This is a genomic window from Streptomyces sp. SLBN-8D4 (assembly GCF_049739545.1).
Classification (GTDB): domain Bacteria; phylum Actinomycetota; class Actinomycetes; order Streptomycetales; family Streptomycetaceae; genus Streptomyces; species Streptomyces canus_C.
Genome location: NZ_JBMGQC010000001.1, coordinates 4,093,550 through 4,118,107, shown reverse-complemented (window position 1 = coordinate 4,118,107; position 24,558 = coordinate 4,093,550). Strand labels below are relative to the sequence as shown.

Here is a 24,558-nt window from a genome sequence, read left to right as displayed (position 1 = left end):
AGGGCCGTTACCGCGACAGCTCCCACACCGCGTACGCCACCGCGTCGCTGTTGCGGTCCAGGGCCGTGTCGTCGATGTTGGCCGAGGTGTCGCACGAGGAGTGGTAGCAGCGGTCGAAGGCCAGCCCCGAGGTGCCGCCCCACTTGGCCGCCTGCGCCGCCGTCTTGACGTAGTCGGCGCCGCTGAACAGCCCGCCCACCGGCACGCCCGCGTTCTTGAACGGCGCGTGGTCGGAGCGGCCGTCGCCCTCGGTCTCGATCTCGGTCGGGACGCCGAGGCCGGCGTAGAACGCCTTGAAGGTCTTCTCGATGGCAGGGTCGTCGTCGTAGACGAAGTAGCCGGGGTTCGGCGAGCCGATCATGTCGAAGTTGAGATAGCCGCTGATCCGTGAACGGTCCGTGGTGGCCAGGCGGTTGACGTAGTAGCGGGAGCCGACCATGCCCAGCTCCTCCGCGCCCCACCACGCGAACCGCAGGTGCTTGGTGGGGTGGTAGCCGGCCCGGGACACCGCGAGCGCGGTCTCCAGGATCGCCGCGGAACCGGAGCCGTTGTCGTTGATGCCCGCGCCCGCCGTCACGCTGTCGAGATGCGAGCCGGACATGACCACCTGGTTGGTGTCGCCGCCCGGCCAGTCCGCGATCAGGTTGTAGCCGGTGCGGCCGGAGGACGTGAACTGCTGGACGGCCGTGGTGAATCCGGCGGCGTCCAGCTTGGCCTTCACATAGTCGAGGGAGGCCTTGTAGCCCGTGCGGCCGTGCGCGCGGTTGCCGCCGTTGGCGGTGGCGATGGACTGGAGCTGGGTCAGATGCGCCTTCACGTTGGCCACCGGGATGTCCGGGGCCGCGGCCACCACGGGCTGTCCCGCGGGGGCCGCGCCGGCTATGGATCCGCCGGCCAGGAGGGAGACGGTCGCGACGACGGCGGTGGCCGTGACGCGTCCGGGAACCGAGAGCTTCATGTGGGGGGCTCCGAATTCCGTGGGAACCCCTGGAGTCACAGGGATTCCACAGCGAATGGGTGCCTGGATGGTGAAGCTGAGGTTGACTCTCCGTCAAGAGCGGAATCCGGTCAGGGGAGTTCGTATACCGGAGCGCAGGGGGTCACCGGATGGCAGGGGATCAGTGGACGCAGAATTCGTTCCCCTCCGGATCCGCCATGACCACCCACGCCCCCGACGGTTCGCTCACCTCGCGCAGCACTCTCGCCCCGAGCCCCGTCAGCCTCTCCACCTCGGCCGAGCGGCTGCCCTCCCCGGGGTGCAGGTCGAGGTGGAGCCGGTTCTTGACGGTCTTCGGCTCCGGTACGCGCTGGAACAGCAGCCGCCGTCCGAGCCCGGTGCCGCTGTCCTTGTCGTACGGGTCGTCCGGATGCCGTACGGCGACCAGGTCCCGGAAGGCCAGGCGGGCGTGGTACTCGACGACGGCCTCGCGCGGCAGCGTGCCGAGCTCCAGCAGCCGCTGGATCAGGGCGTCGTTGTCCTCGGTCTCGTAGCGCAGTGCGGCGGCCCAGAAGTCGGCCTGGGCATGCGGGTCCTCGGCGTCGATCACGACTTTCCAGTGCACGGGTGTCATACCGTCACTTATAGCGGTGCCCACTGACAGCGGCCCCGCTCACACCGCCTAGGCCGCGCGTCGGTCGTACGCGGTTCGTACTCCGCCCGGGGCGCCCCAGGAACCGTGCGGCTGGTCCTCGGTGCGGACCTCGCCCGCCCTGGTGATTGCGGGCTGTGACGCGGCGGCGCTCGCCCACGGCCTCTTCCTGCCGGTCGGCCGTGGACCGGCCTGCCTGGCGATGTTCCCGACGCTGATCATCGCGGGCACGGCGTTCGCGTCGGCGTACGGCAGGGCCTGGCGGGCGGGCCGCCGCACACGGGGACCCGGTTCGGCTCGGCGACCGGGATCTCGGTCGCGACGGCGGTCTACGGCCTGGCGGCGGGCGAGTCCAGCGGCTCCGGACCCGAGGCCAGGCTCTCCGCCTTCCGTACGGCGCTGACCGTGCCCGTCGTCATGGTGGTGCCGGGCCTGCCGATCTCCCTCCTGAGCGTCCGCGCGGTGCGCAGGGCGTCCCAGGTGAGCAGCGTCAGCGCCAGCCAGACCAGCGCGAACCCGGCCCAGCGCTCGGGCGGCATGGCCTCGCCGAAGTAGAAGATGCCGAGCAGGAACTGGAAGACCGGGGCCAGGTACTGGAGCAGCCCCAGCGTGGACAGCGGCACGCGGATCGCCGCGGCGCCGAAGCAGACCAGGGGGAGCGCGGTGACGATGCCGGTCGAGGCGAGCAGCGCCGCGTGCCCGGGGCCCTCGGAGGCGAAGCTGAGGTCGCCCTGGTGGCCCAGCCACAGCAGATACCCGAGCGCGGGCAGGAACTGGACCGCGGTCTCGGCGGCCAGCGACTCGACCCCGCCCAGGTTCACCTTCTTCTTGACCAGGCCGTACGTGGCGAAGGAGAAGGCGAGGGTGAGGGAGATCCACGGCGGCCGGCCGTACCCGACGGTGAGCACGAGCACCGCGGCGGCGCCGACCCCGACGGCCACCCACTGCACGCGCCGCAGCCGCTCCTTCAGCAGCACCACACCCATGGCGATGGTGACCAGGGGATTGATGAAGTACCCGAGCGAGGCCTCGACGACATGGCCGGAGTTCACGGCCCAGATGTAGACGCCCCAGTTCACGGTGATGACGGCGGCGGCCACGGTGATCAGGGCCAGCCTGCGCGGCTGCCGCAGCAGCTCACCCGCCCAGGCCCAGCGCCGTACGAAGACCAGCGCGGCGGCGACGAAGACGAGCGACCACACCATCCGGTGGGCGAGGATCTCGGCGGCGCCGGCGGGCTTGAGCAGCGGCCAGAACAGCGGGACGAGTCCCCACATCCCATAGGCCGCGAAGCCGTTCAGCAGTCCTATGTGCCGCTCGCCCCTGGACTTCACGGACTCTCCTCCTCGCACTGTCCTCGCCTGCACGAAGGTAACGCCGAGCACCCCCGCCTGTCATGCCCGTATCGCTATACGGTCATGACAGGCGGGGGTGGAGCGCCCAAGGGCCCGCTGGGGGAGTGTCAGCCCTTGAGCGCGGCCTCGATCGACGCGGCGATCGGAGTGGCGGGGCGGCCGGTCAGCCGGGACAGGTCACCGGAGGTGACGACCAGCTCGCCCTTCTCGATGGAGGCGTCGACACCGGCGAGGATCGCGGCGAACGGCCCGGGCAGCCCGGCACCGGTCAGGATCCCGGTGTAGGCCTCGACGGACACGGCGTTGTAGGCGATCTCCTTGCCGGTCTGCTTGCTCAGCTCGGCCGCGTACTCGGCGAAGCCCCAGGGCTCGTCGCCACCGAGCTCGTACGTCGTGTTCTCGTGGCCTTCGCCGGTCAGCACGGCGACCGCGGCGGCCGCGTAGTCGGCGCGCGAGGCGGTGGAGATGCGGCCGTCACCGGCGGCCTGGACGACGGCGCCGTACTCCAGGGCGGGGGCGAGGTTCTCCGTGTAGTTCTCGTTGTACCAGCCGTTGCGCAGCAGCGAGTAGGGCAGACCGGAGGCGAGCAGGGCCTCCTCGGTGGCCCGGTGGTCGTCGGCGAGCGCGGCGGTCAGGGTGCCCGGTGCGCTGGTGTACGCGAGGAGCGCCACGCCCGCGGCCTTGGCGGCGTCGATGACGACCTGGTGCTGGGCGGGGCGGCCCTTGTCGAACTCGTTGCCGGAGATCAGCAGCACCTTGTCGCCGGCCGCGAAGACGCTGTCGAAGGTCTCGGGGCTGTTGTAGTCGGCGACGGCTATCTTCACGCCCTTCGCCGCGAAGTCGGCGGCCTTCTCGGGGGTGCGGACGACGGCGGTGACCTGCTCGGCGGGAACCTTCTCGAGCAGCTGCTCGACGACGTGACGGCCGAGGTGTCCGGTGGCTCCGGTGACGACGATGCTCATGATGTGCGATCTCCTTGTGGGGTGCGGTGGCACTAACCATAGGAGATGCGCTAACTCTTGGAAAGTACCCACTTTGAAGTAAGGTACTGGCATGGCAGTAAGTGCAGTGAACCCCTTGATCACGTCCGGCGAGACGATGTGCCCCCACCGCGCCGTCCTGGAGCATGTGACGAGCCGCTGGGGCGTCCTGGTCCTCATCCAGCTCCTCGACCGCCCTCACCGCTTCAGCGAACTCCGCCGGGCGATCGGCCGGGTGAGCGAGAAGATGCTCACCCAGACCCTCCAGACCCTCGAACGCGACGGCCTGGTCCACCGCGACGCCAAGCCGGTGATCCCCCCGAGGGTCGACTACTCCCTGACCGACCTAGGCCGCGAGGCGGCGGAGCAGGTACGGGGGCTGGCGGAGTGGACCGCGAGGAGGATGTCGGCGGTGCAGGAGGCGCGGGAAGGGTACGACGCGCGGAAGGCCGACACCGGGCAGCCGCGAACCTGATCCAGTACTCCGGGAGTACTGGGTCCATGCGCTGCTGCGATGGAGACCTGTCCGGGCCTCTTCGAGCTGAGCGACGGAAGCTTCGCGGTCATCGGCACCGACCGGACCGAGGCATTGTGGACAGTGAAGGGCCCGGACGCTGGGCTGACGCATCCGGGCCCTCTGTATGCCGCGCCGGTCAGCCCACCACGGTCCAGGTGTCGCCCCCCGCCAACAACGCCCCCAGATCCCCCTTGCCGTTCTGCTCAATGGCCGTATCCAGCTGGTCCGCCATCTGCGTGTCGTACACCGGCCGGTCCACCGAGCGCAGAACGCCGATCGGGGTGTGATGGAGCGTGTCCGGGTCGGCCAGGCGGGACAGGGCGAAGGCGGTCGTCGGGGACGACGCGTGCGCGTCGTGGACGAGGATCTCCGCCTCGTTCGACGGAGTCACCGGCACCACTTTCAGATCGCCCGTCGCCGCGTCCCGGACCACGCCCTTGGACAGGTCCGTGCCGAAGCGGATCGGCTGCCCGTGTTCGAGGCGGATCACCGCCTCATCGGCCTGCTGCTTGTCCTTGAGGGCCTCGAAGGCGCCGTCGTTGAAGATGTTGCAGTTCTGGTAGATCTCGATCAGCGCGGTGCCGGGGTGGGCGGCCGCCTCCCGCAGCACCGACGTGAGGTGCTTGCGGTCCGAGTCCACCGTCCGGGCCACGAAGGACGCCTCCGCGCCGATCGCCAGGGACACCGGGTTGAAGGGCGCATCCAGCGACCCCATCGGCGTCGACTTCGTGATCTTGCCGACCTCGGAGGTGGGGGAGTACTGCCCCTTCGTGAGGCCGTAGATCCGGTTGTTGAACAGCAGGATCTTCAGGTTGACGTTGCGCCGCAGGGCGTGGATCAGGTGGTTGCCGCCGATGGACAGGGCGTCGCCGTCACCCGTCACCACCCACACCGACAGATCCCGGCGCGAGGCCGCGAGACCTGTCGCGATCGCCGGCGCCCGCCCGTGGATGGAGTGCATGCCGTACGTGTTCATGTAGTAGGGGAACCGCGACGAGCAGCCGATGCCCGAGACGAAGACGATGTTCTCCTTGGCCAGCCCCAGCTCCGGCATGAAGCCCTGGACCGCCGCGAGGATCGCGTAGTCACCGCAGCCGGGGCACCAGCGGACTTCCTGATCGCTCTTGAAGTCCTTCATGCTCTGGCGGGCCTCGGCCTTGGGGACGAGCTGGAGCGCTTCGATCGTGCCCGTGCCTTCCGTGGACGTCTCAGCCATCGATGGCCTCCTTGAGAGCCGTGGCGAGCTGTTCGGCCTTGAACGGCATGCCGTTGACCTGGTTGTAGCTGTGCGCGTCGACCAGGTACCTCGCCCGCACCAGCATGGCGAGCTGCCCGAGGTTCATCTCCGGGATGACGACCTTGTCGTACGCCTTCAGCACCGTGCCCAGGTTGCGCGGGAAGGGGTTGAGGTGGCGCAGATGGGCCTGCGCGATCGACTCACCGGCCGTCCGCAGCCGTCGTGCCGCCGCCGTGATGGGGCCGTACGTCGAACCCCAGCCCAGCACCAGCGTGCGCGCCTCGTGCGGATCGTCGACTTCCAGATCCGGTACGTCGATCCCGTCGATCTTGGCCTGGCGGGTGCGGACCATGAAGTCGTGGTTGGCCGGAGCGTAGGAGATGTTGCCCGTCCCGTCCTCCTTCTCGATCCCGCCGATGCGGTGTTCGAGGCCGGGTGTGCCGGGCACGGCCCAGGGGCGGGCCAGGGTCTGCGGGTCGCGCTTGTAGGGCCAGAAGACCTCGGTGCCGTCGTCCAGGGTGTGGTTCGGGCCCTGCGCGAACTGCACGGTCAGATCCGGGAGTTCGTCCAGCTCCGGGATCCGCCAGGGCTCGGAGCCGTTGGCCAGGTAGCCGTCCGAGAGCAGCATCACCGGCGTGCGGTACGTCAGTGCGATCCGGGCCGCCTCCAGCGCCGCGTCGAAGCAGTCGGCCGGGGTGCGGGGCGCGACGATCGGCACCGGCGCCTCGCCGTTGCGCCCGAACATCGCCTGCAGCAGGTCCGCCTGCTCGGTCTTGGTCGGCAGACCCGTCGACGGACCGCCTCTCTGGATGTCGATGACCAGGAGCGGCAGCTCCAGGGAGACCGCGAGCCCGATGGTCTCCGACTTCAGGGCCACGCCGGGACCGGAGGTCGTCGTCACCGCCAGAGAGCCGCCGAAGGCCGCGCCCAGCGCCGCGCCGATGCCCGCGATCTCGTCCTCGGCCTGGAAGGTCCGTACACCGAAGTTCTTGTGCTTGCTCAGCTCGTGCAGGATGTCCGAGGCCGGGGTGATCGGGTACGAGCCCAGGAACAGCGGCAGGTCCGCCTGGCGGGACGCGGCGACCAGTCCGTAGGACAGCGCCAGGTTCCCGGAGATGTTCCTGTAGGTGCCGGTCGGGAACGCCTTCGTGGCCGGGGCGATCTCGTAGGAGACGGCGAAGTCCTCGGTCGTCTCGCCGAAGTTCCAGCCGGCCCGGTACGCCGCCAGGTTCGCCTCGGCGATCTCCGGCTTCTTCGCGAACTTCGTCCGCAGGAACTTCTCCGTGCCCTCGGTGGGCCGGTGGTACATCCACGACAAGAGGCCGAGCGCGAACATGTTCTTGCTGCGCTCGGCCTCTTTGCGAGTGAGGTCGAAATCCTTGAGGGCCTCGACGGTCAGCGTGGTCAGGGGGACCGGATGAAGGCTGTATCCGTCGAGGGAGCCATCCTCCAGCGGCGAGGCCGCGTACCCCACTTTCTGCATCGCCCGTTTGGTGAACTCGTCCGTGTTGACGATGATCTCCGCACCGCGCGGCAGGTCGGCGATGTTGGCCTTGAGGGCGGCCGGGTTCATGGCCACGAGCACATTGGGCGCGTCACCCGGCGTCAGGATGTCGTGGTCGGCGAAGTGGAGCTGGAAGGAGGAGACCCCCGGCAGGGTTCCGGCAGGGGCCCGGATCTCGGCGGGGAAGTTGGGAAGGGTGGACAGGTCGTTGCCGAAGGACGCCGTCTCCGAGGTGAAACGGTCACCCGTGAGCTGCATCCCGTCACCGGAGTCGCCCGCGAAACGAATGATCACCCGGTCGAGGCGGCGGACGTCCTTCACGCCGGCCTCTTTGCGCTGCTCTCCCACGACGGCTTCGTCGGCCTGCTCCGCTGAGCTGCTGACCTGACTGGTCACTGAACTGGACCTCCCTCTGGGCGGCTGTTCGGGAGCGGCCTTCCCGCAGGCCTTCCCAGGATCAACCCTACGACCGCAGGGGTCGCCTTCCCTTGACCATTCGCATGATGGACGTGGATTTGAGACGTTACAAAGCCCTGGCTTGTCATCATTTGCTCGCCCCCCGGCGCTTTCCTCGAAGACGCTCCCTCGTGGCTCTCCGGTTCTCGGTCCCGGGCGGCTTCTCCGTCCCGCCCGCCGACCGCCGTCCTCATATCTGACACGGTGTCAGACGGTCAGGAGTTCAGATAGGTCAGCACCGCCAGCACCCGCCGGTGGTCCCCGTCGCTCGGAGACAGCCCGAGCTTCAGGAAGATGTTGCTGACGTGCTTCTCCACGGCCCCGTCGCTCACGACGAGCTGCCGCGCGATCGCCGAATTGGTGCGCCCCTCGGCCATGAGTCCCAGGACCTCCCGTTCCCGGGGCGTGAGATGGGCGAGCACGTCCTGCTTGCGGCTGCGTCCCAGCAGCTGGGCGACCACCTCGGGGTCCAGGGCGGTGCCGCCCTCGGCCACCCGCACCACCGCGTCCACGAACTCACGCACCTCCGCGACCCGGTCCTTGAGCAGGTACCCCACCCCGCGGCTGGACCCGGCCAGCAGCTCGGTGGCGTACCGCTCCTCCACGTACTGCGACAGTACGAGTACCCCGAGTCCGGGATGTGCCTTGCGCAGTTGTACGGCGGCTCGCACGCCCTCGTCCGTATGCGTCGGGGGCATCCGCACATCGGCGACGACGACGTCGGGCAGCTCGCCCTGGGCGTCCAGCTCACTGATGGTCTTGATCAGTGCCTCTCCGTCGCCCACACCGGCCACGACGTCGTGCCCGCGGTCGGTCAGCAACCGGGTCAGGCCCTCCCTCAGCAGCACTGAATCCTCGGCGATGACCACCCGCACCCTGTCCTCCACGACTCTCGGCCCCCCAGCCCACTGCCTGCCCACTTGCTGGACAAGTCCAGCATTCCAGTATTCGGATGCGGGCGGGCGCGGGCCACGGGAATAGGGCCCAGGAATCCGAACAAAGAGCCGAGAACGGGGGGTGATGCTCGGGATCCGGCCATGTTTCGCGGTGGGGGAGGCGGTGGGGGAGATGGCGGTCGCTTGGGGGAGGGTGGGGGCGTTTGGCTTTGCGCGGGGCGCCGGCCCTGTGGTGGAGGGGCCGCGCGCCTGAGCACGCGCGGCGGCAGCGAAGCCCTGCGGGGGTGGCCTGGGCAAGTGGGCCGAGCCCTTGGGCGGAGTCCGCGGGGACGGCCCCCGCCGGCCCAGCCTTCCCACCGCGCCCGCGCGGCGCAGCCCTGGCCCGGCCGCAGGCCCGGTCCGACCTCTGCGCAGCGGTCCGACGGCTGCGCGGTGCAGCCACGGCCAGGCGGCTGTTCCGGTCCGGTGCGGGTCCGGCGCCGACCTGGGGGCAGCTCTGGTTCGGTTCGGGTCCGGTTCGACCCGGTGCGGTCCGGCGGCTGCGGGGTGCTGCCACGGTCAGGCGGCTGTTCCGGTCCGGTGCGGGTCCGGCGCCGACCTGGGGGCAGCTCTGGTTCGGTTCGGGTCCGGTTCGACCCGGCGCGGTCCGACGGCTGCGGGGTGCTGCCACGGCCAGGCGGCTGTTCCGGTCCGGTGCGGGTCCGGCGCCGACCTGGGGGCATTTCCGGTCCGGCCCAGGTCCAGCGCCGACTAGGCCGCAGCTTCGGTCCGGCTCAAGCCCGGTTCGACCCGGCGCGGTCCGACCTCTGCGCAGCGGTCCGACCTCTGCGAGGTGCAGCCACCGCCAGGCCGCAGGCCCGGTTCGACCCGGCGCGGTCCGACGGCTGCGGGGCGCAGCCACGGCCAGGCGGCAGCTCCGGCCCGGCCCCCGCCCGGCGCAGCCGCCCATCCAGCCTCCGGCCGCCGCAGCGCCAGCCTCCACATCCACGGCCGGCACCCCAGCCGAACCCTCCGCGCGGGGCGACATTCCTTGGGGAGGGGCGTGAGTAAGGGGCGGTGGGGGTGACAACACCCCCACCGCCCCTCACTCCTCACACACCCTCAGCCCTCACAACGCCCCCCGTCACACCCGCTCGCTCCGCCAAGGCAGCTCCGCCGTCACCCGGGTGGGTCCGCCGAGGGGCGAGTCGACGACCAGGATCCCGTCCACCGCGTCCAGGCGTTCCGCGAGCCCCGTGAGGCCGGACCCGGAGGACACGTCGGCTCCGCCCACCCCGTTGTCCACGACCTGCAGCATGAGCCGGTCCTCCACCCGCCACACATCCACCGCGGCGAACGTCGCCCGGGAGTGCTTGCTGATGTTCTGCAGCAGCTCGGACACCGTGAAGTACGCGATCCCCTCGATCGCCGGCGCCGGCCGGGCCGGCAGATCCACCTCCACCTGCACCTGCACCGTGCACCGAGAGGCCACCGCCGACAGCGCCGCGTCAAGACCCCGGTCGGTCAGCACCGCCGGGTGGATCCCCCGCGCCAGATCCCGCAGCTCCTGCAGCGCCGTCTTCACCTCGCCGTGCGCTTCGTCCACCATCCGCGCCGCCGCCGCGGGATCCTCCGTGAGCTTCTCCTTCGCCAGCCCCAGATCCATGGCCAGCGCCACCAGCCGAGCCTGCGCACCATCGTGCAGATCCCGCTCGATCCGACGAAGATCCGCGGCCGCCGTATCCACCACGACCCCCCGGTCCGACTCCAGCTCCACCACCCGCGCCGACAGCCGGGTCGGCCCCAGCAGCCCGTGCACCATCACCCGGTCCACCGTCGTCAACGCCCGTACGATCCACGGCGTGGCCAGCGTGAACAAAAGTCCCACCAGCGCGGTCACGCCGATCTCGAACGGGTTGTTCAGATAGATGTGGTGGGTCTCGTCGCCGTAGAGCTGCAGCCCGTCCTGACCGACGTACGCCGGGAAGACCCAGAACCACAGCGGATACGTCAGCAGCGCCCAGCCGTACACCCAGAAGTTCACCGCGACCGCGAACGAGAAGATCGCCCACGGCAGGTGCACCACGGAGTACAGCAGCGTGCGCCACGACGTCCCGCTCTTGAGCACCGCCCCGATCCACGCCATGAACCCGGGCTTCCGCATCGCCAGCGGCTCAGGATCGCCGACCTCGAGACCCAGCAGTCCCCGCGCCCGCGCCCGCTCCATCGCCCCGAGCCCACGGCACCCGGCGAGCCCGGCCGCGAAGACCGGAATCCCGAGGAAGGTCACGAGGAGGCCCGCGCCGAGCGAGATCATCGTGACGGCGTACGTGAACATCACGATGCTGATCGGCAGGCTCAGCAGCACATAGCCGAACTCCCGCCAGGTCCGCCCCTCGAACGGCGCCCGCAGCCCGGCCGGCACCCGGTGCCGCCGTACTGTCTCGGGGAACCCGAGCCCACTGTCGTACCCGTAGTCCGTGGCCATCGACGTCGTCCTTCTTCTCTCGTCCCGCGCCTGTGGTGTCGTACCTCCACCCTGCTGGGCCGCAGCTCAACGGACCATGGAGCCCATCGGCCTCTTGAAAGGGGGGTTTTCCCCACCCCTTCCCCTGGTGCTACGACCGCTCCGGGACCCGGTCCCGCCACGGCAGCTCCGCCGTGACGACCGTCGGGCCGCCCGGCGGGGAGTCGATGACGAACAGTCCGTCGACCGCGTCAAGGCGCTCCGCGAGCCCGCGCATCCCGGTGCCGCCGTCGAGTGCGGCGCCGCCGCGGCCGTCGTCCCACACCTGGATGAGCAGCCGGTCCTCCGCCCGCCACACGTCGACCGACGCCGACCGCGCCCCACTGTGCTTGCTGATGTTCTGGAGCAGCTCGGAGACGGTGAAGTAGGCGATCCCCTCGATCGCCTGGACCGGCCGCGCGTCGAGGTCGGCGGTCACCTTCACCGGGACCGTGCAGCGCGAGGCGACCGACGAGAGGGCGGCGTCGAGCCCGCGGTCCGTCAGTACGGCGGGATGGATGCCCCGCGCCAGATCCCGCAGTTCCTGGAGCGCCAGCTTCACCTCGCCGTGCGCCTCCGCGACCATCGCCTGTGCGTACTCAGGGTCCTCCAGGAGCTTCTCCTTCGCGAGGCCGAGGCCCATGGCCAGGTTGACCAGCCGGGCCTGCGCCCCGTCGTGCAGATCTCGCTCGATGCGCCGCAGGTCGGACGCGGCCGCGTCCACCACGACCCCGCGGTCCGACTCCAGTTCCGCGATACGCCGTTCCAGCTCGTCGGAGGGCGACAGCAGACCGCGCACCATCGCCCGGTCGACGTTGGTCAGGCCCCGCGCGATGAACGGCAGCACCGGCCACAGCACGAACAACGAGGTCAGCGTGATGGTGAAGGTGAGCACACCCCAGGGCAGCCGGATGAAGTCGTACAGCACCGTCCGCCAGCCCACCGGGTCCTTCACCCCCATCCACAGCTGGGCGAAGAACCCGGTGCCGCCGTTCTTGGTACGCCACGGCAGGGGGCTCGGTTCGTCCACCCGCACCCCGAGCAGCGTCCGGGCCCGGGCCCGTTCCAGCTTGCCCAGCTGCCGCGCGCCCAGCAGACCCGCCGCGAGCAGCGGGAACCCGATCACGGTGACGGTCAGCCAGAAGCCGGTGAAGAGCACTGTCACGACGTAGACGAAGCCGAGGATCGACACCGGGAGATTCGCCAGGAGATGCGCGATCTCCTTCCAGGTGTGCGCGTCGAAGGCGATACGGGCCGGCGGCGGCCGGCCGTCGTCGGTTCCGCCGTGTCTGCCGGTGGTCACGGCACGGCTCGGGGACGAGTGGCGTTCGGTCATATGGGCTAGCGTGCCGCGCGAGACGGCCGCGCGCCATGAGGCGGACCGCCGCGGCTTGCTGGGGAAAACCCCACCTTGGCCTTTCGGACGGCTTTCCTCGGGTGACGGGCTGCTTACCGTCTCTTTATCAGGGCCTAGACTCCCGTGCGTACAGATCGTCGAACAGTGGTGTTCAGCGTCTTCAACGTGTTCAGCGTGTTCACAGGGAGCGAGGGGCGGACGTGCCGGAACCGACCGTCGTCGATGCAACCGTCGTCGATGCAACCGTCGTCGATCCGACCGTCGTCGCGGCGGACTACTTCCAGTCGTACTCGGTCGTCGGATTGCTCGCCGTCGTCGGCGTGCTGTTCGTCGCGGTCGCCTTCGGCGCCGGCCGGCTGCTGCGACCCGTGGTCCCGACCCCCGAGAAGCTCCTGACCTACGAGTGCGGAGTCGACCCCGTCGGCGAGGGCTGGGCCCACACCCAGGTCCGCTACTACGTCTACGCCTTCCTCTACGTCATCTTCGCCGTCGACTCGATCTTCCTGTTCCCCTGGGCCACGATCTTCGCGGCCCCCGGCTACGGCGCGACCACCCTCGTCGAGATGTTCATCTTCCTCGGCTTCCTCGCCGTTGGGTTGCTCTACGCGTACAAGAAGGGTGTCCTGGCATGGACGTGAACCCCGCGGCCGACACCGTTGCCGGCTCACCGGCCGACTCCGGCGCCACGGAGCCCGTTCTGCTCCCGGAGCCGAAGCGGCTGGGCGCCCTCGCCCGCCTCGCCCCCGAGCCGATGAAGGTGATCCTCAACTGGGGCCGCCGGTACTCCCTGTGGGTGTTCAACTTCGGTCTCGCCTGCTGCGCCATCGAGTTCATCGCCGCGTCCATGGCCCGCCACGACTTCATCCGCCTCGGCGTCATCCCCTTCGCTCCGGGCCCGCGCCAGGCCGACCTGATGGTCGTCTCCGGCACGGTCACGGACAAGATGGCGCCCGCGGTGAAGCGCCTGTACGAGCAGATGCCGGAGCCGAAGTACGTCATCTCCTTCGGCGCGTGCAGCAACTGCGGGGGCCCCTACTGGGACTCCTACTCCGTCACCAAGGGCGTCGACCAGATCATCCCCGTCGACGTCTACGTCCCCGGCTGCCCGCCCCGCCCCGAGGCCCTGCTCCAGGGAATCCTGAAGCTCCAGGAGAAGATCGCGAGGGAGTCGCTGGGGGAGCGGTACGGGACGCCCACGACCCGCCCGTCGACGGCTGCGCTGCAGAGCGGGCTGGTCAGGCCGCCGGCGCCGAGTCCGGGTTCGCCGACTCCGGGTGAGGGGGACGCACAGTGACCGCCGTCGGCTGGCTCCCCGCCCCCGCCGAGGAACTCTTCGGCCCCGAGGCCACTGCCGAGGAGTCCTACGAGATCCTCACGGTGGACGTCCCGCCCACGAGCTGGCTCACCGCACTGCGCGTCGCCCGCGACGAACTGGGCTGCACCTACTTCGACTGGCTCAGCGCCGTCGACGAACCCGGCACCGGCTTCCGCGTGGCCGCCCACGTGGCGGCCCTCGCCCCGGTACGACGCCTGCTCCTGCGCACGACGATCTCCCACGACACGCCCGTGCTGCCCACCGCCGTCGACATCTACGCGGGCGCCGCCTGGCACGAGCGCGAGACCCACGAAATGTTCGGCGTCGCCTTCGAGGGCCACCCCTCCCTGGACCACCTCCTGCTTCCGGAGACCTTCGAGGGCCACCCCCTCCGCAAGGACTTCGTCCTGGCCGCCCGCGTCGCCAAGGCCTGGCCCGGCGCCAAGGAACCGGGCGAGTCCGAACACGGCGGCCCCAAGCGCCGCCAGATGCTCCCCCCAGGAGTCCCCGACCCGAACGAATGGGGCCCCCTGAAGGGCCAACTCCCCCCGGCCCCCACCCGCCCGACCCGCGGCCCAGCCCGCACCCCGGGAGAACGCCCCACCCGCACCCCCGGAGAACGCCCACCCGCAGCCGACCGCCCGGCCCGTCGGGCACGCTCGGCGGCGGAGGGGTCGGCGAGTCAGGCGGAGGCGTCGTCGGGCGCGGCGGGCGCTGCGGGTGCGGCGGGGGCTGGTCCGCGTCGGGCGCGTTCGGCTGCAGAGGGCTCGGCGAGTCAGACCCCGCCCGGGGCGACGGAGGATGCTGCCGCACCCTCACCGACGGCTGTCCCTCGGCGTACACGTACCGCTGCACAGGGCTCCGCCAGCCAGACGGCACCAGAAGCCGACGACACCGGGGCCGGAGCCGGTTCGGCGACCCCGGCCGGCGGCGCGCCCGAGACGGAGGCTCCGGCAACGGGCTTGCCTGCGTCCTCGCCGGATGCCCCGGCAAAGGGATCACCCGCACCCGAGTCGGAGACCCCGGCGCCTGACGCGCCCACCACTGCGTCCAACGCCTCGGCGTCGGATGCGCCCACAGCGCAGCCTCCGGGAGCGGCAGCGGGCGGTGCCCCCACCGGGCCCCGTCGGTCACGTGCCGCCTCGGGCGGTTCCGCGAGTCAGAGGCCCACCGCGACCGGCTCCGAGCCGTCGACCGACGACGCGAGCCCGAGCACCGCCTCGACGAAGCCTCCCGCGACTCCTCGCAGCCCGGACGCGCCATGGCACCACGCCCGCCCGGCCTTCGACGACCCGGATTCGAAGCGGCCTGCCACACCCGAGGACACCGGACCTTCTGGACCCTCTGACCGCCCCGAAGACACCGGCCCGAACCCCGACCCCACGGCCTCGGCCTCGGCCTCAGAAGATCCGGCCCCCGAGACCCCGGCGCCCGAGACCCCGGCCCCGGACAAGCCCTCCACCCCCGAACCCCCCACCCCCGACAAGCCCGCAGGAGGCCCGCAGTGAACGACGCTCTCGACGTCGCCCTGCGACTCCTGATCGTCTTCGTCGTCTTCCTCACCTTCCCCCTGATCATCGGCCAGACCGAGCACAAGGTGATGGCCCACATGCAGGGCCGCCTGGGCCCGATGTACGCCGGCGGCTTCCACGGTTGGGCCCAACTCGTCGCGGACGGCGTGAAGTTCGCCCAGAAGGAAGACGTCGTACCCGCGGGCGCGGACCGCCGTGTCTTCCAGCTCGCCCCCGCCGTCGCCCTCCTGCCCTACCTCCTCGTCCTCCTCGCCATCCCGATCGGCCCCGGTGAGGGCGCCGTCGGCCAGGTCGTCGACGCGGGCGTGTTCTTCGTGCTCGCCGTGATGGGCGTGGGCGTCCTCGGCTCCCTCATGGCCGGCTGGGCCTCCGCCAACAAGTTCTCCCTCCTCGGCGGTCTGCGCACCGCCGCACAGCTCCTCGCCTACGAGCTCCCGATGCTCCTCACCGCCGCCTCGGTGGCGATGGCGGCCGGAACCGTCTCCCTCCCCGGCATCCTCGACGCCTTCGAGTGGTGGTGGCTGCCCTGGCAGATCGTCGGCGCGATCGTCTTCTTCGTCGCCGGCCTCGCCGAACTCCAGCGCCCTCCCTTCGACATGCCGGTCGCCGACTCGGAGATCATCTTCGGCGCCTACACCGAGTACACCGGACTGCGCTTCGCCCTGTTCCTCCTCGCCGAGTACGCCGGAATCGTCGTCCTGTGCGGCCTGACCACCGTCCTGTTCCTGGGCGGCTGGCACGGGCCCTGGGGCGCCGACGGTCTCGGCTGGGTCTGGACCCTCCTCAAGACGGCCGTGCTCGCCTTCGTCGTCATCTGGCTCCGCGTGACCTACCCCCGCCTGCGCGAGGACCAGCTCCAGAAGCTCTCCTGGACCCTCCTCGTCCCCCTCTCCCTCGCCCAGATCGCCCTCACCGGCATCGTCAAGGTGGTGATCCAGTAACCATGGCCCCCATTCCTGGCTCGGGTCTGGCCAAGGGCCTGGCCGTCACCCTGCGCACGATGACGAAGAAGACCGTCACCGAGCAGTACCCCGACGCCCAGCCCGACCTCCCGCCCCGTACCCGCGGGGTGATCGGCCTCTTCGAGGAGAACTGCACGGTCTGCATGCTGTGCGCCCGTGAGTGCCCCGACTGGTGCATCTACATCGACTCCCACAAGGAGACGGTCCCGGCGGCGACCCCCGGTGGCCGCGAGCGCAGCCGTAACGTCCTCGACCGCTTCGCCATCGACTTCTCCCTCTGCATGTACTGCGGTATCTGCATCGAGGTGTGTCCTTTCGACGCCCTGTTCTGGTCCCCGGAGTTCGAGTACGCCGAGACCGACATCCGCGAGCTCACCCATGAGCGGGACAAGCTCCGGGAGTGGATGTGGACCGTCCCGGCCCCACCGGCCCTCGACCCCGGAGCCGAGGAACCGAAGGAGATCGGCACCGCCCGCAAGACCGCCGAGAAGCTGGCGGCGGCCCAGGCCGAGCCGACCGCGCCGGCCGACCCTCAGGGGGAAGAGTCGTGACCCTCGCTCAGGAGGCGCACGGCTTCCTCTCTCCGACCGGCGTCGAGATCGCCTTCCTGCTCGTCGGCCTGGTCACCTTCGGCGCCGCGATCGTCACCGTCACCACCAAGCAGCTGGTGCACGCCGCCCTGTGGCTGGTGGTGGCCCTCGGCGGCCTCGCCGTCGAATACCTCCTGCTCACCGCCGAGTTCATCGCCTGGGTGCAGGTCCTCATCTATGTGGGTTCCGTCGTCGTCCTCCTTCTGTTCGGTCTGATGCTCACCAGGGCCCCCATCGGCCGCTCCCCGGACGCCGACTCCGGCAACCGCTGGGCCGCCCTTGTCGTGGCCCTCGCCGCGGCGGCCGCTCTCGTCTGGGTGGTCGCCGACGCCTTCCGCACCACCTGGATCGACCTGGACGGCCCCGCCGCCGGATCCACCGAGGCCACCGGCGCGAGCCTCTTCCAGAACTGGGTCCTCCCCTTCGAGGCTCTTTCCGTCCTGCTCCTCGCGGCACTGGTCGGCGCGATCGTCCTGTCCCGCAAGGCGAAGGCGGAGTTGAGCTCTCCCCCTGTGAACTCCCGAGCCGCGACCGGTAGTTCCCCATCCGTCCCGGATTCCCGTAATCACCCGATCAGGCGAAATGGGCCGGTCGCGGGAACCAAATCGGCCAGGGAAACCCCGTCGACCAGAGGAACCGAAACGGCCAAGGGAACCGAGTCCGCCGAGCAGGAAGGCGCCCGCTGATGCACCTCGCCTATCCCGCCGTGCTCTCCGCCCTCCTCTTCTGCACCGGCCTCTACGGCGTCCTCGCCCGCCGCAACGCGATCCTCGTCCTGATGTCGGTCGAGCTGATGCTCAACGCCGTCAACCTGAACCTGGTCGCCTTCGACGTCTGGCTCAGCAACGCCGCCGAGGAGACCCTGCACTCCGGCCAGGCCCTCACCCTCTTCACCATCGCCATCGCCGCCGCCGAGATCGGCATCGGCCTCGCGATCGTCCTCGCCGTCCACCGCAACCGCGGTACCGCGGACATCGACAAACTCCGCGACACGGCCGAGGGCCACGAGCCCGACGACCGTGACGACACCGACAGCGAAGCCCGTCCGGCCGACCAGGCCGCAGGATCCGGGCGGACCGGGAAGGCTGAGGCCACCGCGTGACCACGACCACCCTCGCCGTCCTCGTCCCCCTCCTTCCCTTCCTGGGCGCCGCGGCCGGCCTGCTCCTGGGCCGCACCGCCCCCGGATTCGTCCGTCCGCTCGCCGTCCTGCCTCCCCTGGCCGCCCTCGCGCTCGCCGTTGTGGTCGCCGTCCGCCAGGGCGGCGACCAGACGGTGAACGCCGCCACCGAACTCACCCCGACCGGCTCGGTCCCGATCGAACTCGCCCTGAACATCGACGGCTTCGCCGCCCTCGTCGCCGTTCTCGTCGGCTTCGTCGCCACCTGCGTGCAGATCTACTCGACGGGCTACCTGCGCGACGACCCGCGCTACTCCTCGTACGCCGCTCTCGTCTCCCTCTTCACCTCCGCGATGCTGCTCGTCGTCTACTCCGGCGACCTGATCGTGCTGCTGGTCGGCTGGGAGATCATGGGTATCTGCTCGTACTTCCTGGTCGGCCACTACTGGGAGACCCGGGAGGCCCGCGCCGCCTCCCTCAAAGCCTTCCTGGTGACCAAGCTCGGTGACGTCCCCTTCCTGATCGGCCTGTTCGCGCTGGCCACCGACGCCGGCTCCTTCCAGATCACGAAGGTCCTCGACACCGTCGCGCACGGCGGCCTTGACCATCCGACCCTGATCGCCCTGCTCCTGCTCGCGGGTGTGGCCGGCAAGTCGGCGCAGTTCCCCCTGCACACCTGGCTTCCCGACGCCATGGCCGGCCCCACGCCCGTCTCCGCGCTGATCCACGCCGCGACGATGGTCGCCGCCGGTGTCTACTTCATCGCCCGTCTCCTCCCGGTCTTCGAGGCCTCACAGGCCGCGATGCTGGTCCTCGCCGTCATGGCCGCCATCACGATGCTCGGCTCCGGTCTCGCCGCGCTCGCCCAGGACGACATCAAGCGCGTCCTCGCCTACTCGACGATCGGCCAGCTCGGCTACATGACCGGCGCCCTGGCCGTCGGCGACCGCGGTGCCGCCGTCTTCCACCTCCTGTCCCACGGCGCCTTCAAGGCGCTGCTGTTCCTCGCGGCAGGCGTGATCATCCACGCCGCCGGTACCAACTCACTGGCCGCCATGTCCCGCATGAAGGACCTGCGTGCCCGCGTCCCCGACGCCTTCTGGACGATGACCGTGGCGCTCCTCGCGCTCGCCGCGATCCCGCCCTTCAGCGGCTTCTTCTCCAAGGAGTCCGTCCTCGGCGCCGCCGAGCACGTCGCCACCGGCCACTCGGAGCACGTTCCTGGTGCCGCGGGCTGGATCACTCTGGTCGCCGGCCTGCTCACCGCCCTGCTGACCGCCGCGTACGCGACCCGTCTGTGGCTGCTGACCTTCTGCGGGCGGGGTGTCGAAGCCCCCGACCACGGCCGCCAGCCGCTGACGATGAACGTGGTCCTGTGGGTCCTCGCGGCCCCGTCCCTCGCCCTTGGCGCCTTCGCCTACCGCGTGCTGCCCGACTGGTTCGACGGCCGCGACCTCACCCCGACCCTCACCACGTCCGTCGCCGGCACGGGCGTGGCCCTGATCGGCGGCATCGTCACCTACGCGGCCTGGCGCCACACCAGCTCGGTCGCGGCCCGCGTCCCGCTCGGCGCGGTCGCCGCCCACCCCGAGAGCGACGCCGGACTCGTCGAGGCCGAGGCCATCGCCGCCCATGAGCCCGTCTACGGAGATGTGGCCTACGCGCCCGACCCCGCCGACCCCGGACGGTTGCTGCTCGGGCCCCTGCACCGCCACGCGGCCGTCGGCTTCCACCTGGACGCCCTGTACACGGCCCTCTTCGTCCGCCCGGTCCAAGCCGGAGCCGACCTCGTCCGGTTCCTGGACCGCGAGGTCGTCGAGACCTACGTGCGCGGCGCGGGAGTACTGCCCCGCGGGCTCGGCGGCGCCGTGCGACGCGCCCAGACCGGCAATCTCCAGACCTATGTGAGCGCGCTGCTCGCCGGCACCGTCGTCCTCACGGTAGCCGTCGTCCTCGTCGCCACGGGAGCGTGAGCAGGCGTGATCGATATCAACGAGTCCGTGATGCAGTTCCTTCTGGCGTTCGTCGTGGCCGGCCCGCTCCTCGGTGCCGTCACGGCTCTGCTGCCTGCCCCGCCCGGACTGAAGGGGAAGTCGCCCGACCAGGCCGTACTGCGGCACGGGGTGACCGTCACCGGCGTGATCCTCATCGCCGCGATCATCCTCGCGCTCGGCTTCGACCACGACCATCCGTCGAAGATGCAGGCCACGACCGACATCAGCTGGATCCCCGCACTCGACGTGCGCATCCACCTCGGCATCGACGGCATCTCCCTCCCCCTTCTGGTCCTGACCGCGCTGCTGACCTTCCTCTGCGCGCTCTACTCCTACTTCAAGATGCCTTCGGGGCCGACCCCGAAGGCCTTCGTCGCGCTGCTGCTCGTCCTCGAGTCCGGCACCCTCGCGACCTTCGCCGTCCTCGATCTGCTGCTGTTCTTCCTCGCGTTCGAGACGGTGCTCATCCCGATGTACTTCCTCATCGCCCGCTGGGGCGGCGTGGACCGCCAGGCCGCCGCCTGGCGCTTCATCCTCTACACACTGCTCGGCTCGGTCGTCATGCTGCTCGGCCTGCTCTTGATCGGGATCAAGGCGGGCACATTCGACATGGTGGCACTCGCCACTGACAACGGCCGGTCGCTGACCGCATCCGTGCAGGTCATCGCCGTTCTGGCGATCGGGATCGGACTCGCGGTCAAGACCCCGATGTGGCCGCTGCACAGCTGGCTGCCCGACGCCCACACGGCCGCGCCGACCGTCGGCTCGGTGCTGCTGGCCGGCGTTCTGCTGAAGATGGGTACGTACGGGTTCGTCCGCATTCTGCTGCCGATCGCGCCCGACGGCTTCCGTGACTTCGCGCCCTACCTCGCCGCCTTCGCCGTGGTCGGGATCATCTACGGATCACTGGCCTGTCTCGCCCTCGCCAAGCGAGGTGCGAAGGGCGATCTCAAACGCCTCATCGCCTACTCCTCCGTCGGCCACATGGGCTTCGTCCTGCTCGGCATCGCCACCATGACCCCGACCGGCGTGAACGGCGCCCTGTTCGCCAACATCGCCCACGGCCTCATCACCGGCCTCCTGTTCTTCCTGGTCGGCGCCCTGAAGGACCGCACCGGCACCACCGACCTCGACACCCTCGCCGAGGAGACCGGGGCCGCCCTGTACGGCAAGGCCCCCCGCCTCGGCGGCCTGCTGGCCTTCGGTGCGGTCGCCTCGCTCGGCCTGCCCGGCCTCGCCGGTTTCTGGGGCGAGATGCTGGCGCTCTTCGGAGCCTTCAAGCCCGCGGACGACCTCAGCCGCCCCGCCTTCCTCACCTTCATGGCGATCGGCGCGTTCGGCACCCTCCTGACCGCCGCCTACATGCTCGTCGTGGTCCGCCGCGTCTGCATGGGCGCAGCACCGCAGGACGCCCCTCAACTCGCCGATGTCCACACGTACGAGTTCGCGGCCTGGACGCCGCTCGTGGCCCTCACCGTTGTGGCGGGCCTGTGGCCGAAGGCCCTCCTCGGCCTCACCGACCCGGCCGTCCAGCAGCTCCTCGCAGGAGGCAACCGATGAGCACCCTGGCCGCCATGGCCCAGCCACTGGCTTCGGCGGCCCAGCCGCTGACCGCGACGGCCGCGAACCTCGTCCAGTCCGTCGACTGGCTCGCGATCGCGCCGCCGACCGTCGCGGCGGTCGTCGGACTCGTCGTCCTCGTCGCCGACCTGTTCGTCGGCGAACAGAGGAAAGCCCTGCTCGGGTGGGTCTCGGTCGCGGGCCTGGCCGCCGCCGCGCTCCTGCTGCTGCCCCTCCTGGACGGCGACCGCAGCACCTTCTGCCTGACCGGCGACGGCGACGTCTGCAGCTACACGGCCGACCGCTTCACGCTCGTCATCCAGTTCCTCGTCCTCGGCGGCGCCCTCCTCGCCGCTCTCCTGTCGGTCACCACTCTCAAGGACGCCGACAAGAGACTCCCCGAAGGGGAGTACTGGTTCCTGCTGCTCTCCTCAGCCGCCGGAGCCGCCCTCCTGCCGGCCTCCCGCGACCTGGCGACCCTGATCGTCGCCCTGGAAGTCGCCTCCCTGCCCGCCTTCGCCCTGGTCGGCATCCGGCCCGGCGACAGGAGGTCGTCCGAAGCAGCACTGAAGTTCTTCCTGTCCTCGGTCACCGCCACCGCGGTCAGCCTCATGGGCATCAGCTTCGTGTACGCCTCCACGGGCACCCTCTACCTCACCCAGGTCGCCGACCGCATCCAGCACGTCGACGGACAGCTCCACACCCTCGCCCAGACCGGTGTCGTCCTCACTCTTGTCGGCTTCGCCTTCAAGACCGCCGCCGTGCCCTTCCACTTCTGGGTGCCCGACACGTACGTGGGCGCGCCTCTCCCGATCGCCGCCTACCTGTCGGTCGTCGGCAAGGCGGTCGGCTTCTCCGGGCTGATCCTGATCACCGTCGTCGCCCTGCCGTCGTACGCCGACGTCTGGGGCCCGGCGCTCGCCGCGCTCGCCGCCCTCACCATGACGGTCGGCAACGTCGGCGCCCTCCGGCAGCAGGCCACGCGCGCGTACAGCGCCGTACGGCTGCTCGCCTGGTCCTCCGTCGGCCAGGCCGGCTACCTCCTCGTCCCGATCGCCGCCGCCGCGTACTCCGACGACGCCGAGCGGTCCGTAGGCTCCACCGTCGCCTACGCCCTCATGTACGCCGCCGTGAACCTCGGCGCCTTCGCGGTCGCCGCGCTGGTGGGCCGTACGAAGGCAGCGAACCGCATCATCGACTACCGCGGCCTCTACGCGACCAACCCGTTCGCCGCCCTCCTGCTGGCCTTCTTCCTGCTCTGCCTGGCCGGGCTGCCGCCGGGCATCATCGGCCTGTTCGCCAAGGTCACCGTCTTCTCGGCGGCCGTGGACGCGGGCCTCGGCTGGCTCGCCGTGGTCATGGCCGTCAATGTCGTGATCGCGCTGTTCTACTACCTCCAGTGGACGACGTTGCTGTTCCGGGCCCCGGAGGGTGAACCCGCCGCACACCGTGTCCCCGCCCCTCTCACCGCCGCGCTCGCCCTGACCGGCGTCCTCGGTGTCGCCCTCTCGGGCGCACCCCAACTGGTGCTGCGCTTCGCCGACACCGGGCTCTTCTGAACCGGCCCTTCCCGCACCTGAACCGCCCCTCCCGGACCGTCACCCGGACGGCCCACCTGGGCCTCCGTGCGCACAAGGGAACTAGTGGCCCTCGCCTGGCGTTGAGCAAGACGGGAAGGTCCACTGGACGTGACACCACGGACCGTGGCATCGGAAGACATCGGAGACCAGCAAGCAAAGGGTTCCCCTGCTGCACCACTTGGAGGGAGTACCGTGCACCGCCGGCACAACGGGCTCAGGACCGCAGTCCTCCTCGGGGGACTGTCCGCACTCATCATCGTCATCGGCAGCTTCTTCGGCCGTATGGGGTTGGTCGTGGCCGTCCTGATCGCGCTGGGCACCAACGCGTACGCGTACTGGAACAGCGACAAGCTGGCTCTACGCGCGATGCGTGCCCGCCCGGTGAGCGAGTTCGAGGCACCGGCGCTGTACCGCATGGTCCGCGAACTCTCCACCCAGGCCCGTCAGCCCATGCCGCGGCTGTACATCTCACCGACCGAGGCGCCCAACGCCTTCGCGACCGGCCGCAACCCGCGCAACGCCGCGGTGTGCTGCACCGACGGCATCCTGCGCATGCTGGACGAGCGCGAACTGCGCGGTGTCATCGGCCACGAGCTCAGCCATGTCTACAACCGAGACATCCTGATCTCGTCGGTCGCCGGCGCCCTCGCCTCCGTGATCATGTTCCTGGTCAACTTCGCCTGGCTGATCCCGATCGGCCGCTCCGACGACGACGACGGCCCGGGCCTTCTCGGCATGCTGATGATCATGATCCTCGGACCGCTGGCGGCCAGCCTCATCCAGCTGGCCATCAGCCGCTCCAGGGAGTACGAGGCGGACGCGTCCGGCGCCCAGCTCACCGGCGACCCCCTCGCGCTCGCCAGCGCCCTGCGCAAGCTCGAAATGGGCACCAAGCAACTGCCGTTGCCGCCCGAGCCGCGCATCGAGACCGCGAGCCACATGATGATCGCGAACCCTTTCCGCCCTGGCCAGGGACTGTCCAAGATGTTCTCGACACACCCGCCGATGGCGGAACGCATCGCCCGGCTCGAGAAGATGGCAGGTCGCCCCCAGTGAAAACCATCCTGAACGTCATTTGGCTCGTCCTGAGCGGCTTCTGGCTGTTCCTCGCCTACCTGGCCGCGGGCGTGGTGCTGTGCATCACCATCATCGGCATCCCGTTCGGCATCGCGGCCTTCCGTATCGGCGTCTACGCCCTCTGGCCCTTCGGGTACACCACGGTCGAGCGCCGTGACGCGGGCTCACCCTCCTGCGTCGGCAACGTCCTGTGGCTGGTCCTCGCCGGCTGGTGGCTGGCCCTGGGCCACATCGCCACGGGCCTCGTCCTCTGCATCACGATCATCGGTATCCCGTTCGGCATCGCCAACTTCAAGCTGATCCCCGTGTCCCTGTTCCCCCTGGGCCGCGAAATCGTCCCCACGGACGAGCCGTTCGCGACCCGCTGACGGACGGCCGGGGGAATCGGGGCGCCGAAGTACGTCCTGCTGTCGTACGACCGGCAGGCCGAGTTCGACGGCGGGGCGGGCTAC

General features: G+C 70.3%; 23 protein-coding genes. 13 read left to right on the top strand and 10 right to left on the bottom strand.

Translation table 11 applies throughout. The features are described 5' to 3' along the window. Positions 1–7 precede the first annotated feature (7 nt). From RKD20_RS18405 to RKD20_RS18385, 5 genes are all read right to left on the bottom strand, one after another. Positions 8–958 (bottom strand): M28 family metallopeptidase, encoded by a 951-nt coding sequence (locus RKD20_RS18405; RefSeq protein WP_424878659.1) that lies wholly within the window; start codon positions 956–958, stop codon positions 8–10. A gap of 160 nt (positions 959–1,118) precedes the next feature. Further along, positions 1,119–1,571: a VOC family protein gene (locus RKD20_RS18400; protein ID WP_424878658.1), complete on the bottom strand. Its 453-nt coding sequence runs from the start codon at positions 1,569–1,571 to the stop codon at positions 1,119–1,121. 48 nt (positions 1,572–1,619) lie between these two features. Continuing rightward, positions 1,620–1,868: a hypothetical protein gene (locus RKD20_RS18395; RefSeq protein WP_424878657.1), complete on the bottom strand. Its 249-nt coding sequence runs from the start codon at positions 1,866–1,868 to the stop codon at positions 1,620–1,622. Between the two features lie 50 nt (positions 1,869–1,918). After that, positions 1,919–2,923, bottom strand: coding sequence for an EamA family transporter RarD (gene rarD, locus RKD20_RS18390; protein WP_424878656.1), 1,005 nt, complete (start codon positions 2,921–2,923; stop codon positions 1,919–1,921). Between the two features lie 128 nt (positions 2,924–3,051). Beyond that, positions 3,052–3,906, bottom strand: a complete 855-nt coding sequence (locus RKD20_RS18385; RefSeq protein ID WP_424878655.1) for an SDR family oxidoreductase — start codon at positions 3,904–3,906, stop codon at positions 3,052–3,054. A 91-nt stretch (positions 3,907–3,997) separates the two neighbouring features. Here RKD20_RS18385 and RKD20_RS18380 point away from each other — a divergent pair, with 91 nt between their 5' ends. After that, positions 3,998–4,399, top strand: a complete 402-nt coding sequence (locus RKD20_RS18380; RefSeq protein WP_424878654.1) for a winged helix-turn-helix transcriptional regulator — start codon at positions 3,998–4,000, stop codon at positions 4,397–4,399. A gap of 178 nt (positions 4,400–4,577) precedes the next feature. Here RKD20_RS18380 and RKD20_RS18375 read toward each other — a convergent pair whose 3' ends face one another. The 5 genes from RKD20_RS18375 to RKD20_RS18355 form a co-directional block, all read right to left on the bottom strand. Then, complete coding sequence (locus RKD20_RS18375) at positions 4,578–5,657, bottom strand: 2-oxoacid:ferredoxin oxidoreductase subunit beta (protein WP_424878653.1); 1,080 nt, start codon at positions 5,655–5,657, stop codon at positions 4,578–4,580. Next, positions 5,650–7,578 carry a 2-oxoacid:acceptor oxidoreductase subunit alpha gene (locus RKD20_RS18370; protein ID WP_424878652.1) on the bottom strand — a complete coding sequence of 643 codons (1,929 nt, stop codon included), beginning with the start codon at positions 7,576–7,578 and terminating at the stop codon, positions 5,650–5,652. The genes RKD20_RS18375 and RKD20_RS18370 overlap by 8 nt, the downstream gene beginning before the upstream one ends. Positions 7,579–7,853: 275 nt before the next feature. Further along, positions 7,854–8,513: a LuxR C-terminal-related transcriptional regulator gene (locus RKD20_RS18365; protein WP_424883257.1), complete on the bottom strand. Its 660-nt coding sequence runs from the start codon at positions 8,511–8,513 to the stop codon at positions 7,854–7,856. Between the two features lie 1,144 nt (positions 8,514–9,657). After that, positions 9,658–11,001, bottom strand: coding sequence for a sensor histidine kinase (locus tag RKD20_RS18360; RefSeq protein ID WP_424878651.1), 1,344 nt, complete (start codon positions 10,999–11,001; stop codon positions 9,658–9,660). A gap of 130 nt (positions 11,002–11,131) precedes the next feature. Then, on the bottom strand, positions 11,132–12,355 hold the full coding sequence (locus RKD20_RS18355) for a sensor histidine kinase (protein ID WP_424878650.1): 1,224 nt from the start codon (positions 12,353–12,355) through the stop codon (positions 11,132–11,134). Positions 12,356–12,576: 221 nt separating this feature from the next. On the opposite strand from RKD20_RS18355, the gene RKD20_RS18350 reads away from it, so the two are divergent. The 12 genes from RKD20_RS18350 to RKD20_RS18295 all read left to right on the top strand — a co-directional run bounded on the left by RKD20_RS18350 (position 12,577) and on the right by RKD20_RS18295 (position 24,474). Further along, the gene (locus RKD20_RS18350) at positions 12,577–13,014 is read left to right on the top strand and encodes an NADH-quinone oxidoreductase subunit A (protein WP_424878649.1); all 438 of its coding nucleotides are present in this window, start codon (positions 12,577–12,579) and stop codon (positions 13,012–13,014) included. Then, a complete protein-coding gene (locus tag RKD20_RS18345) occupies positions 13,005–13,670 on the top strand; it encodes an NADH-quinone oxidoreductase subunit B (RefSeq protein WP_424878648.1) in 666 nt (221 codons plus the stop codon). The genes RKD20_RS18350 and RKD20_RS18345 overlap by 10 nt, the downstream gene beginning before the upstream one ends. After that, positions 13,667–15,199, top strand: a complete 1,533-nt coding sequence (locus tag RKD20_RS18340; RefSeq protein ID WP_424878647.1) for an NADH-quinone oxidoreductase subunit C — start codon at positions 13,667–13,669, stop codon at positions 15,197–15,199. The genes RKD20_RS18345 and RKD20_RS18340 overlap by 4 nt, the downstream gene beginning before the upstream one ends. After that, positions 15,196–16,164 carry a complex I subunit 1/NuoH family protein gene (locus tag RKD20_RS18335; RefSeq protein WP_020120539.1) on the top strand — a complete coding sequence of 323 codons (969 nt, stop codon included), beginning with the start codon at positions 15,196–15,198 and terminating at the stop codon, positions 16,162–16,164. The genes RKD20_RS18340 and RKD20_RS18335 overlap by 4 nt, the downstream gene beginning before the upstream one ends. A gap of 2 nt (positions 16,165–16,166) precedes the next feature. Then, complete coding sequence (locus RKD20_RS18330) at positions 16,167–16,736, top strand: NuoI/complex I 23 kDa subunit family protein (RefSeq protein WP_020120538.1); 570 nt, start codon at positions 16,167–16,169, stop codon at positions 16,734–16,736. After that, positions 16,733–17,461, top strand: a complete 729-nt coding sequence (locus RKD20_RS18325) for an NADH-quinone oxidoreductase subunit J (protein WP_424878646.1) — start codon at positions 16,733–16,735, stop codon at positions 17,459–17,461. The genes RKD20_RS18330 and RKD20_RS18325 overlap by 4 nt, the downstream gene beginning before the upstream one ends. Next, positions 17,461–17,877, top strand: a complete 417-nt coding sequence (gene nuoK / locus RKD20_RS18320; protein ID WP_424878645.1) for an NADH-quinone oxidoreductase subunit NuoK — start codon at positions 17,461–17,463, stop codon at positions 17,875–17,877. The genes RKD20_RS18325 and nuoK overlap by 1 nt, the downstream gene beginning before the upstream one ends. Beyond that, positions 17,874–19,868, top strand: coding sequence for an NADH-quinone oxidoreductase subunit L (locus RKD20_RS18315; RefSeq protein ID WP_424878644.1), 1,995 nt, complete (start codon positions 17,874–17,876; stop codon positions 19,866–19,868). Before nuoK ends, RKD20_RS18315 begins: the two co-directional genes overlap by 4 nt. A 6-nt stretch (positions 19,869–19,874) precedes the next feature. After that, entirely contained in the window at positions 19,875–21,449 is a 1,575-nt protein-coding gene (locus RKD20_RS18310) for an NADH-quinone oxidoreductase subunit M (protein ID WP_424878643.1), read from the top strand. A 14-nt stretch (positions 21,450–21,463) separates the two neighbouring features. After that, positions 21,464–23,008: an NADH-quinone oxidoreductase subunit N gene (locus tag RKD20_RS18305; RefSeq protein WP_424883256.1), complete on the top strand. Its 1,545-nt coding sequence runs from the start codon at positions 21,464–21,466 to the stop codon at positions 23,006–23,008. Between the two features lie 213 nt (positions 23,009–23,221). Beyond that, on the top strand, positions 23,222–24,085 hold the full coding sequence (gene htpX, locus RKD20_RS18300) for a zinc metalloprotease HtpX (protein ID WP_424878642.1): 864 nt from the start codon (positions 23,222–23,224) through the stop codon (positions 24,083–24,085). Further along, complete coding sequence (locus RKD20_RS18295) at positions 24,082–24,474, top strand: YccF domain-containing protein (protein WP_424878641.1); 393 nt, start codon at positions 24,082–24,084, stop codon at positions 24,472–24,474. The genes htpX and RKD20_RS18295 overlap by 4 nt, the downstream gene beginning before the upstream one ends. Positions 24,475–24,558: the final 84 nt, after the last annotated feature.